An 11,731-nucleotide genomic window follows, 5' to 3' on the forward strand; every position below is an offset into this window, starting at 1 on the left:
AGCGAATCATGCTGAAAAGATCGGCACTTATTTTCCTACTCAGTGGCAGCGCGCTACTCACGAGCGCCGTCATCGCCGCCCAAAACAGTGACCCGCTCAAAGACTGCATCAGCAAACGCCAAGAGCTCAGCGATAAAATTGAAGAAGTTGGCAAGCTTGGCGGTACAGCCCGACTGTCAGCCATCCAGCATGAACTGGATAAAGTCGATAACGGCTGCGCAAAATTGGGCCTGAACTCAGACCAAGGCGCTCAAGTGTCTCAGGCACAACTCAATGTCAGTGCCAGCAAAAAGAACCTGATCGCCGCTCTAGGTGCTGGAGATGCCAACAGCATCGCCGAGAATCAAAGACAACTCAGCAAAGCACGCAAAATACTTGAGTCGGTAGCCGCTCAAGTGTCACGTAGCTAGGGCTTATTACAGACGCGATGGGCAGGCCCATCGCGCGAGCTTAGTGATTACGGAATTCTTGGTGGCAGGCCTTGCAGCTGTCTTCAACCGCCTTCATCGGGGCAGCAAGCTCTGCACTTTTAAGGGGTTTAGCCGTGGTAGCGACAACCAAGGCCGCAGTGTTGACCTCAAGCTCATCAGCCAACTGCTTAAACCGCGCCTGACGCTTCCAAACATCGTCACGGGCGTTCGTATGGTCTTCTTCCTTGACCTGCGGAAAGTGCTGCCAAGGGGTTTTGGACAACGCATCCAGCTTGGCCGCGCCCTCAACAAAACGCGGGCCATCAAACACAATACGCCCGCGCAGCATGCCGCCCAGGTCTTCGCTGGTTTTGAGCATTTGCTTAAAGATGGTCTGGCGCTGCCCCAGCGGTGAATTAGGATCGACACCGCCACAGCCAGCCAGCGTCAGGCTGGCCAGCAGAACAACTAATAGGTTTCTTAGCTTCATAACACCTTCGCGCCGCAATCAGGCTCAACAAGCGCGACAGTATCCATGCTCCTGCGGCACCGGCCAAGCGCGGTAATTTGCCGCATGCGACAAATCCAATTGTGCTTTTCATTCAGCGCCAGCTCCCTGACTCAGCTGCAGGGCGCGCAGAATCAGGCTGCAACCACAAACAGGCTGATGATCAAACCCATATTGATAAACCACATTAGCGAACGCACAGGCGCTAAATCGGCAAGGTAACAAGCAGTGTAGAGAATCCGGCTGATGATAAAAGCGATGGCCAGTTGATCAATCACGCTTTGCTGAGCGCCACCGGCCAGGTGAGCGATGATGACGGCAGCCGCAAAGGCTGGAGTGACTTCGAAACCATTGAGCTGGGCATTATTGGCTCGGCGAGCGGCGCCTTCGACAGTCGCAAGATGAGCCCTGGGATCATGGTTACTTCGCGGGGTAAAACCACGACCCAGGGCCTTGGCGAAAACGGTCGATACATAAGGCAGGAAAATCGCAATCAGCACGCACCAGAAGGCAATGGTCATAACAGCTCCGCTGTAGGTCAAATAGGCCCTACAGCTTGAGCTGTAGGGCGTTAATCGTCTATCAGCAAATCTGCCAACTTGCGGGCGTTTCAGACAATCATGCCGCCAGTTTACCGCTGGCCAAGGCTGCCGATGCTTGCAGCATTGCCCGCAGCAGCACCGCGCAACCTGCAGCCAGATCACCGGGCGCAGCATTCTCAATCTCGTTATGGCTAATGCCGCCTTCACAGGGCACAAAAATCATCCCGGCCGGACCTAGCTCGGCAAGAAAGATGGCGTCATGCCCGGCGCCACTGACAATATCCATATGCGACATACCCAAGCCCTGAGCGGCACTGCGCACCGCATCTACACAGACCTTGTCGAAATACAGCGGTGGGAAATCGGCGGTCGGTGTCAAATCAACTGTCAGCCCATGCTTCGCGCTAGTGGTTTCGATTACTTTTCGCACCTCATTGATCATCGAATCCAGCCGCTCGGGCTCAAGGTGACGAAAATCCAGGGTCATGCGCACTTCACCAGGAATCACGTTGCGCGAGCCGGGATAGGCTTGCAAACAACCGACAGTGCCGCACGCATGGGGCTGATGCTCTAGGGCAACGCGATTGACCGCAGCAACCACAGCTGCCGCGCCAACCAAGGCATCTTTACGCAAATGCATCGGCGTGGGTCCGGCATGGGCCTCAACACCGCGCAGAGTCAAATCAAACCACTTCTGGCCCAAAGCCCCCAACACTACACCGATGGTTTTTTCTTCATCTTCAAGAATCGGCCCTTGTTCAATGTGCGCCTCAAAATAGGCGCCCACCGCATGGCCCGTTACCGCACGACTGCCGGCGTAGCCAATTTCATTAAGGGCTTCACCTACGGTCACGCCATCGGCATCAACTTTGGCAAGGGTTTCTTCGAGGGTAAATTTACTGGCAAAGACCCCGGACCCCATCATGCAAGGAGCAAAACGTGAACCTTCCTCGTTGGTCCACACCACCACTTCCAGCGGCGCTTCAGTCTCAATGCCCAAATCATTGAGGGTGCGTAGAACTTCAACCCCTGCCAGCACGCCAAAACAGCCATCAAACTTGCCGCCAGTCGGTTGGGTGTCAATATGACTGCCGGTCATTACCGGCGGCAAATCCGGGTTACGCCCAGGGCGGCGGGCAAAAATATTACCTACGCCATCGATGGTTACGCTGCACCCAGCGGCCTGGCACCACTTAACGAATAAATCACGCGCCTGGCGATCAAGATCGGTCAGTGCCAAACGACACACACCACCCTTTACCGTAGCCCCGAGCTGGGCTAACTCCATCAGTGATTGCCACAGGCGATCACCGTTGATGTGCTGATCAGTGGATTGCAAAACAGCTTGGCTAGCAGTCATGTTTACCTCCTCAGGCATCTCTTATGGGTCTAAAGCATTGGCTTTGCAGCAACAGCGGCGCGCGGACTGCTCATGCTGCACAGGGCAAAATAAATCAGCCCGCCCAGCGCCGAGCCGGTGAACCAGCCGTAGTCGTAGAACCAGCTAAATGCGCTGCTGCTGAGCGACATAACAGTCAACGCCACCGGCAATACAAAGGCGACGAAGCCTATCCAGTTCCATGCGGGATAAACGCTATCAAGGTACAAACCGGGAAGATCCAAGCGCTGTTTTTTGATCAAGAAATAATCAACAACCATGATCCCAGCGATAGGCCCCAGCAGACTCGAATACCCCAACAGCCAGTTGGAATAAACGCTCTCAAGACTGACATCAGACACAATCCAGCCGAGCTTTTTCAGCAATTCGTGTCCCATTAAACCCAAGCCAACAAACCCCGTGATCAATACCGCCTTTGTGCGATTGATCAGCTTGGGTGCGATGTTCTGAAAATCGTTGGTTGGCGAGACAATGTTGGCCGCGGTATTGGTTGAGAGTGTCGCCACAATAATCAGCGCCATGGCCACAGCCACCCAGCCCGGGCTCTGAATATGGCCAATCAAACTGACCGGGTCAGAGACTGTTTCACCGACCAGGGAAGCCGATGCGGCAGTCATCACCACACCCAGCGCCGCGAACAAAAACATGGTCAGTGGCAAGCCAATAATCTGCCCGACAATCTGGTCTTTCTGACTTTTTGCGTAGCGGCTGAAATCCGGGATATTCAAGGATAATGTCGCCCAGAAACCCACCATCGCAGTGAGACCGGCCAGGAAATAACCAACGACACTAGCGCCTTCAGGACGTTTAGCGGGTTGCGACATCAACTCAGTCATCGACACATTCGGCAGCGCCCACACCAACAGGCCCGCACCAACCAGTACCAGTAATGGTGCCGACAAGGTTTCCAGCCATTTGATCGACTCAGCGCCGCGCAATACAACCCACAGGTTGAGCACCCAGAAGATCATAAATCCGATCACTTCACCTGTGCCGCCCAAGGCCTTCCAACCCTCAAAGATCGAGCCAAGAAACAGGTGAATGGCCAAGCCACCAAACATGGTCTGAATCCCAAACCAACCGCAGGCCACCACTGCGCGAATCAGACAAGGCACGTTAGAGCCGATGATGCCAAACGATGAGCGCAGCAACACCGGGAACGGCACACCGTACTTGGTCCCGGGAAATGCGTTGAGGGTCAGCGGAATCAACACCACGATGTTGGCAAAAAGGATTGCGAGCAGAGCCTCACCCACCGACAGCCCAAAGTAGGCGGTTAACACGCCACCCAATGTGTAAGTGGGCACGCAGATCGACATCCCCACCCACAGCGCAGTGATATGCCATTTGTTCCAGGTTCGCTCATGCACCTTGGTCGGCGCTATATCGTGGTTATAACGCGGACTTTCCAGAACATCGGTGCCAGCCTCTAGTTCGAACAGGCCATTGCGTTCGGTTACTTCCGATCTGTTCTGCTGCATGGGTTTCTCCAATTATTTTTTTGATTGTTAGCGCACCGGGCTAAAACGATGGCTGGAGTTCTTCGAACCGTGCCAGTGGCACATTATGACCGACGAACATGGAGGCAGCAGCACTCAATAACCGTGCCTAAACGTCCATGCAGCCAACCACATGCAATTCAATACAGCTGCAAGCTATTGATTTAAATAACCTTTAAAAATAACGCAATGAACCATTTGGCCTTCAGACAACCTGCCACAGCTAATTTTGCCAATGTTGTCTGCTCAGTCAGGACTCAATCTGGTGCAGTGCAATTTTTTTCTAACCACTAAAGCTCGTCACTCATCAGGTTTAAACGGCTGATTTTGCATAAGAAATTTCGCTCATTTTTAGATCCTGTCAAGTGCGTCAAAATGGTGAAAGCCCTCACCATTTTGGTGATTTGCAAATTTTATTGTTTTAAATCAAATACTTATCCAAAAGTATGGTAATAGCAAAATAATCTTGATCATTCGACAGAGTGGTACTAACTTCTATTCCTGACAGCAATGACAGGATTAAAAACTCATCGCTGCCAGGCAACATCAAAAAAAATTATAGAACCGGCAAGCACCGGTCAGCCTGAGAGGAAACTGGTATGGCTTTAATGATCCGTGGTGCCACAGTGGTGACCCATGAAGAGAGCTACAGCGCCGACGTGCTCTGTGCTGATGGCATTATCCAGGCAGTCGGCAAGGACCTGGACGCTCCAGCCGGTTGCGAAATACTCGACGGCAGCGGCCAATACCTGATGCCCGGCGGCATTGATCCACACACTCATATGCAACTGCCGTTTATGGGCACGGTTGCCAGTGAGGATTTTTACAGCGGCACTGCAGCCGGACTGGCGGGCGGCACGACTTCGATCATCGACTTTGTGATTCCCAACCCTCAACAATCACTGCTAGAGGCCTTTCATCAATGGCGCGGCTGGGCAGAAAAATCAGCCTCGGACTATGGCTTCCACGTCGCAGTGACCTGGTGGAGCGAACAGGTCAGCGCCGAGATGGAAGAGCTTGTCAGCAAGCACGGGGTCAACAGCTTCAAACACTTCATGGCGTACAAAAATGCCATCATGGCGGCTGATGACACCTTGGTTGCCAGCTTTGAACGCTGCTTATCGCTCGGGGCAGTACCAACCGTCCATGCTGAGAACGGCGAGCTGGTCTATCACCTGCAGAAAAAACTACTCGCTCAAGGCCTGACTGGCCCTGAAGCGCATCCGCTATCGCGGCCATCACAGGTTGAAGGTGAAGCTGCAAGCCGCGCCATTCGGATTGCCGAAACCCTGGGCACTCCGCTGTATCTGGTGCATGTCTCGACCCGTGAAGCATTAGACGAAATCACCTACGCCCGCGCCAAAGGTCAGCCTGTGTACGGTGAAGTACTTGCGGGTCATTTGCTCTTGGATGACAGCGTCTATCGCAACCCAGACTGGCAGACCGCTGCCGGCTATGTAATGAGTCCGCCGTTTCGCCCACAAGGTCACCAAGAGGCACTGTGGAAAGGCTTGCAGTCCGGCAACCTGCACACCACTGCGACCGATCACTGCTGCTTCTGCGCCGAACAAAAAGCCGCTGGCCGTGATGACTTCAGTCTAATCCCCAATGGCACCGCAGGCATTGAAGACCGCATGGCCGTGCTCTGGGATGAAGGGGTCAACAGCGGCAAATTGTCGATGCACGACTTTGTCGCGCTGACCTCAACCAATACCGCGAAGATCTTCAATTTATTCCCACGCAAGGGTGCGATTCGCGTCGGTGCTGATGCCGATCTAGTGCTCTGGGACCCGCAAGGCACCCGCACTATTTCTGCCAAAACCCATCACCAGAAAGTCGACTTCAATATTTTTGAAGGCAAGACCGTGCGCGGCGTGCCCAGCCACACCATCAGTCAGGGCCGCTTAGTCTGGGCAGATGGCGACCTGCGCGCCGAACGCGGTGCTGGCCGCTATGTTGAGCGCCCCACTTATCCAGCGGTGTTCGACTTACTCAGCAAACGCGCCGAGCAGCAGCGGCCAACGGCCGTAAAACGCTAGGAAACGTATGAGCACCACTGCGCAAGCGTCCATAAAACAGCAATAAAAGCATTCTGCGCACCGGCTCAAAGAGGCCGAGCGCAAGCATCTTAACGATTTAACTGCCCACAAGATTGCTGACGCTAACGCCGAGGATTTAGCCCCTCAAAGGCCAGTCAGCAGCCTTGATAACAATCACAAAACCGTGAGGCATTTACCCGTGATAGATACACTCAGCCATTTACCCCATCCAGATGCCGACGCCGCCGAGTTGGCGGCCAATTTTAGTGACTTGGCACCCCCGCTCAACGCCCGCCAAGCGGCGCTGGAAAGCGCACGTTGCCTGTACTGCTACGACGCGCCCTGCATCAATGCCTGCCCCAGCGATATCGACATTCCAGCGTTTATTGGCAGCATCAGCCATGACAACGTGACCGGTGCGGCGCAGACCATCTTGTCCGCCAATATTCTCGGCGGAAGCTGCGCCCGGGTTTGCCCGACCGAAATTCTCTGCCAGCAAGCCTGCGTACGCAATAACGCGCAAGAGTGCGCGCCCGTATTGATCGGCCTGTTGCAACGCTATGCCATTGATAACGCGCAATTCAGCGAGCACCCATTCAAACGTTCCACATCCAGTGGTAAGCGAGTGGCAGTGGTCGGCGCAGGCCCTGCGGGACTTTCCTGCGCACACCGTCTGGCGATGCACGGCCATGACGTGGTAATTTTCGAAGCACGGGAAAAATCCGGCGGCCTAAATGAATACGGGATCGCCAAGTACAAACTGGTCGAGGACTTCGCCCAGAAAGAAGTCGAATTTCTCATGCAAATCGGCGGTATCGAAGTCCGTCACGGCCAGAAACTTGGCGACAACCTGAACTTGAGCGAGCTGCACCAGCAATTTGATTCAGTATTCCTCGGCCTGGGCTTGGCCGCCAGCAAGCAATTGGGTTTGGCCAATGAAGATGCCCCCGGCTTGCTCGCCGCGACTGATTACATCCGGGAGCTGCGCCAAAGCGATGACCTTAGCCAGTTACCGCTAGCGAATCGCTGCATTGTGCTCGGTGCGGGAAACACCGCTATCGACATGGCGGTGCAGATGGCCAAGCTGGGCGCACAAGAGGTCAACCTGGTGTATCGCCGTGGCCTGAGCGATATGGGTGCAACTGGCCACGAGCAGGAAATCGCCAAAACTAACCAGGTTCGGCTGTTGACCTGGGCTCAACCAGAGGCCGTGCTTTTAGATGACAGTGGCAAGGTGCGCGGCATGCGTTTCGCTAAAACCCGTCTCGACAACGGAAAACTCATAGCAACCGGCGAGACCTTTGAATTGCCAGCCGATGCAATCTTTAAGGCCATCGGCCAAGCTTTCGAGGGGAGTGCCCTGAGTGACCCGCTGGCGGCTGAGTTGAAGCGCCAGGGCGAACGCATCTGGGTTGATGACAACCTGTGTACCAGCATCCCAGGCATTTATGCCGGTGGCGACTGCACCTCGCTTGATCAAGACCTGACCGTGCAAGCCGTACAACACGGCAAACTGGCTGCCGAGGCCATTCACTCAACCCTCACCCTGAAAGTGGAGGCAGCATAATGGCCGATCTCTCGATTGTGTTTGCTGGCATCAAAGCGCCCAACCCGTTCTGGCTGGCCTCTGCGCCACCGACAGACAAAGCCTATAACGTGGTTCGCGCCTATGAAGCTGGCTGGGGCGGCGTGGTCTGGAAAACCCTTGGCGAAGACCCGGCAGCGGTCAACGTCTCGTCGCGTTATTCGGCACTGTACGGGCCAAATCGCGAAGTCATGGGTATCAATAATATTGAGCTGATCACCGACCGCTCACTGGAAATCAACCTGCGTGAAATCACTCAGGTGAAAAAGGATTGGCCAGACCGCGCGTTGATTGTGTCGCTGATGGTGCCCTGCGTTGAAGAGTCATGGAAATACATCCTGCCACTGGTTGAAGCGACGGGTGCCGACGGTATAGAACTGAATTTCGGTTGCCCGCACGGCATGCCCGAGCGCGGCATGGGAGCGGCTGTCGGCCAGGTGCCAGAATACGTTGAGATGGTGACGCGCTGGTGCAAGACCTACAGTTCGTTGCCGGTTATCGTAAAGCTAACCCCCAATATCACCGACGTGCGCTTATCGGCCCGCGCCGCTCACCGCGGTGGCGCTGATGCGGTGTCGCTGATCAACACTATCAACTCCATCACCAGCATCGACCTCGACAACATGGTCGCGCACCCGATCGTGGGTACGCAAAGTACTCACGGCGGCTATTGTGGCGCGGCGGTCAAACCCATCGCCCTGAATATGGTCGCCGAGATTGCCCGCGACCTTGAAACCCAAGGCCTGCCGATCTGCGGTATTGGCGGTATCGGCAACTGGCGTGACGCGGCGGAGTTTGTCGCCCTCGGCTGCGGAGCAGTACAGGTTTGCACGGCCGCCATGCTCCATGGCTTTCGAATTGTCGAAGACATGAAAGATGGCTTGTCACGCTGGATGGACTCAAAAGGCTACACCAGCCTTGATGACTTCTCTGGCCGCGCAGTGAGCAACACCACCGACTGGAAGTATCTGGACATCAACTATCAGGTGATCGCCAAAATCGATCAAGACGCCTGCATCGGCTGCGGCAGATGCCACATCGCCTGCGAAGACACATCTCACCAAGCCATCGCCAGCCTCAAGCAAGCCGATGGCACCCATAAATATGAAGTCATCGATGACGAGTGCGTCGGTTGCAATCTGTGCCAGATCACATGCCCGGTTGCAGACTGCATCGAGATGGTCGTGCAAGACACCGGCAAGCCGTATTTAAACTGGAATGAAGACCCAAGAAACCCGTACCGCGCAGCAAGCTAAAAGAACCACTTACGCCAAGGGTTTGGAGAAACACTCTGGAGCGCTTTTGTCGTTCACCAAGCCCTTGACCTGACAATCTAATGATCAAATTCGGCTTAGAGCGTCGCGAGTGCAGGTCAGGCGAGGCGGCTTTCAACGCAGCAGCTCTATACCGAGTTTCAGGGCTCCAGGCCGATTCCACGCAAGATAACGCTGGTAACGGTCTGCACAGCTTTCTCAAATTGCATATCGCTGAGCGCCTGATGGTCATTGAGGACCTTAACCTGATGACTGAAATCGGCGTAATGCTGGGTGGACGCCCAAATCATATACAGCAAGCTTGAGGGTTCAACCGGCAAAATGCGCTGGTCTTCAACCCATTGCCTGATCTTCGCCTCTTTCATCTTTGCCCAGCTGTATAAGCTGTCATCGAGCGTTTCACCGAGCATCGGTGCGCCGTGGATGATTTCATTGGCCCAGACTTTCGAGCCGTGTGGGCGGGTGCGCGAGTGATTCATCTTGGCGCGGATATAGCTGCTTAACACCACGCGCGGATCATCGAACATCTCAAAACACAGGGCGTCTTGCTTCCAGACGTCGAGCAGGTCGAGCAATACCGCCTGGTACAGGTCGTCTTTGGTGTTGAAGTAATAATGCAGGTTGGAACGCGGCAAGCCGGCTTCTTCAGCGATATCGCCCATAGACGTACTGCCGTAGCCCTTTTCGGCAAAAACCTTTTCTGCACAAAAGAGGATTTTCTCTATGTTGCGCCGGCGGATCTCGATTTTGTGATTACCCATACGGGGTCCAATACTGCGGGATTACCCAAGGCTACCACTGAGTTGCACGCAGGGCGACGGAAAGCCTTGGGCAAAACCGTCTGTCTCGCTATAATCGCCCGGCTACACGTGACCGACACCGCTTCGGTCACGCCCGCCACCCGTCCGAGGGGCGCTGCAGCAGACCCTGAATCCCAGTGGTTTGTCAGGCTCGGATGGGGCGTTAACCATACGCATCAACGGCGCCCATTCGCAGACAACGAATGGAGACTCATTTTATGAGCGCTGTTATGACGCCTGAAGGTTTTACCGACTTTAAAGTTGCAGATATTTCCCTGGCTGCCTGGGGCCGCCGCGAAACCATCATCGCCGAATCTGAAATGCCTGCTCTGATGGGCCTGCGCAGCAAATATGCGGGTCTTCAGCCGCTTAAAGGCGCCAAGATCATCGGCTGCATTCACATGACCATCCAGACCGCCGTGCTGATCGAAACGCTGATCGCATTGGGTGCAGAAGTGCGCTGGTCATCGTGCAACATATTCTCGACTCAAGACCAGGCCGCTGCCGCTATCGCTGCCGCGGGTATCCCGGTATTTGCCTGGAAAGGCGAAACTGAAGAAGAGTACGAGTGGTGCATCGAGCAAACCATCCTTAAAGATGGCCAGCCTTGGGATGCCAACATGATCCTCGACGACGGCGGTGACCTCACCGAGATCCTGCACAAGAAATACCCGGCCATGCTGGAAAAAATCCACGGCGTGACTGAAGAAACCACCACTGGCGTACACCGCCTGCTGGATATGCTGGCCAAGGGCGAACTGAAAATCCCGGCCATCAACGTCAACGACTCAGTCACCAAGAGCAAGAACGACAACAAATACGGTTGCCGTCACAGCCTCAACGACGCCATCAAGCGCGGCACCGACCACCTGCTGTCGGGCAAGCAAGCACTGGTTATCGGCTACGGTGATGTGGGCAAAGGTTCCTCGCAGTCGCTGCGCCAGGAAGGCATGATCGTTAAGGTTTCCGAGATCGATCCAATCTGCGCCATGCAAGCCTGCATGGACGGTTTTGAACTGGTTTCGCCGTACATCGACGGCCTGAATGACGGCACCGACGCCTGCATCGACAAAGCGCTGTTGGGCAAGATCGACCTGATCGTTACCACCACTGGCAACGCCGACGTCTGCGACGCTGGCATGCTCAAAGCGCTGAAAAAGCGCGCTGTTGTCTGCAACATCGGCCACTTTGACAACGAAATCGACACCGCTTTCATGCGCAAGAACTGGGCATGGGAAGAAGTTAAGCCGCAGGTTCACAAGATCCACCGTACCGGCACCGGCAGCTTCGATGCACAAAATGACGACTACCTGATCCTCTTGGCCGAAGGCCGTTTGGTTAACCTGGGCAACGCCACTGGCCACCCTAGCCGCATCATGGATGGCTCGTTCGCTAACCAGGTTCTGGCTCAGATTTTCTTGTTCGCACAGAAGTACGCGGATCTGACTGCCGAGCAAAAAGCTGAGCGTCTGACCGTTGAAGTATTGCCGAAGAAACTCGACGAAGAAGTGGCACTGGAAATGGTTAAAGGCTTTGGCGGCGTCGTAACTCGCCTGACCAAGACCCAAGCTGATTACATCGGCGTAACCGTTGAAGGCCCTTTCAAGCCGGATGCTTACCGCTACTAAGTAGCCAACTGGCCGCACGCTTGCCCGCAAGCGTGCGGCCAGTGCTC

The 11,731-nt window shown here is 54.9% G+C and carries 10 protein-coding genes and 1 riboswitch; of the genes, 5 read left to right on the forward strand and 5 right to left on the reverse strand.

Annotated elements, in window-relative coordinates:
* Positions 1-8: 8 nt before the first annotated feature.
* Entirely contained in the window at positions 9-410 is a 402-nt protein-coding gene (locus ACIGCM_RS14890) for a DUF1090 family protein (RefSeq protein WP_397502867.1), read from the forward strand.
* A gap of 40 nt (positions 411-450) precedes the next feature.
* On the opposite strand, the gene ACIGCM_RS14895 is transcribed toward ACIGCM_RS14890, so the two are convergent.
* The 4 genes from ACIGCM_RS14895 to ACIGCM_RS14910 all read right to left on the reverse strand — a co-directional run bounded on the left by ACIGCM_RS14895 (position 451) and on the right by ACIGCM_RS14910 (position 4,340).
* Positions 451-900, reverse strand: a complete 450-nt coding sequence (locus tag ACIGCM_RS14895; RefSeq protein ID WP_397502868.1) for a c-type cytochrome — start codon at positions 898-900, stop codon at positions 451-453.
* 152 nt (positions 901-1,052) lie between these two features.
* Entirely contained in the window at positions 1,053-1,439 is a 387-nt protein-coding gene (locus ACIGCM_RS14900; RefSeq protein WP_397502869.1) for an MAPEG family protein, read from the reverse strand.
* A gap of 97 nt (positions 1,440-1,536) precedes the next feature.
* On the reverse strand, positions 1,537-2,820 hold the full coding sequence (locus ACIGCM_RS14905) for a Zn-dependent hydrolase (RefSeq protein WP_397502870.1): 1,284 nt from the start codon (positions 2,818-2,820) through the stop codon (positions 1,537-1,539).
* Positions 2,821-2,849: 29 nt separating this feature from the next.
* On the reverse strand, positions 2,850-4,340 hold the full coding sequence (locus ACIGCM_RS14910) for an NCS1 family nucleobase:cation symporter-1 (protein ID WP_397502871.1): 1,491 nt from the start codon (positions 4,338-4,340) through the stop codon (positions 2,850-2,852).
* A 617-nt stretch (positions 4,341-4,957) separates the two neighbouring features.
* Here ACIGCM_RS14910 and hydA point away from each other — a divergent pair.
* The 3 genes from hydA (at position 4,958) to preA (ending at position 9,238) form a co-directional block, all read left to right on the forward strand.
* Positions 4,958-6,397 carry a dihydropyrimidinase gene (gene hydA, locus ACIGCM_RS14915; protein WP_397502872.1) on the forward strand — a complete coding sequence of 480 codons (1,440 nt, stop codon included), beginning with the start codon at positions 4,958-4,960 and terminating at the stop codon, positions 6,395-6,397.
* A gap of 199 nt (positions 6,398-6,596) precedes the next feature.
* A complete protein-coding gene (locus tag ACIGCM_RS14920) occupies positions 6,597-7,964 on the forward strand; it encodes an NAD(P)-dependent oxidoreductase (RefSeq protein ID WP_397502873.1) in 1,368 nt (455 codons plus the stop codon).
* The gene (preA, locus tag ACIGCM_RS14925; RefSeq protein ID WP_397503309.1) at positions 7,961-9,238 is read left to right on the forward strand and encodes an NAD-dependent dihydropyrimidine dehydrogenase subunit PreA; all 1,278 of its coding nucleotides are present in this window, start codon (positions 7,961-7,963) and stop codon (positions 9,236-9,238) included. Before ACIGCM_RS14920 ends, preA begins: the two co-directional genes overlap by 4 nt.
* A gap of 158 nt (positions 9,239-9,396) precedes the next feature.
* On the opposite strand, the gene ACIGCM_RS14930 is transcribed toward preA, so the two are convergent.
* Entirely contained in the window at positions 9,397-10,017 is a 621-nt protein-coding gene (locus ACIGCM_RS14930; protein WP_397502874.1) for a TetR/AcrR family transcriptional regulator, read from the reverse strand.
* A gap of 140 nt (positions 10,018-10,157) precedes the next feature.
* Positions 10,158-10,251, forward strand: a riboswitch (S-adenosyl-L-homocysteine riboswitch).
* A 23-nt stretch (positions 10,252-10,274) separates the two neighbouring features.
* On the opposite strand from ACIGCM_RS14930, the gene ahcY reads away from it, so the two are divergent.
* Positions 10,275-11,684, forward strand: coding sequence for an adenosylhomocysteinase (ahcY, locus tag ACIGCM_RS14935; protein ID WP_397502875.1), 1,410 nt, complete (start codon positions 10,275-10,277; stop codon positions 11,682-11,684).
* The last annotated feature ends 47 nt before the right edge of the window (positions 11,685-11,731 follow it).

It is taken from the genome of Pseudomonas sp. NPDC078700 (assembly GCF_044542375.1).
GTDB lineage: Bacteria > Pseudomonadota > Gammaproteobacteria > Pseudomonadales > Pseudomonadaceae > Aquipseudomonas.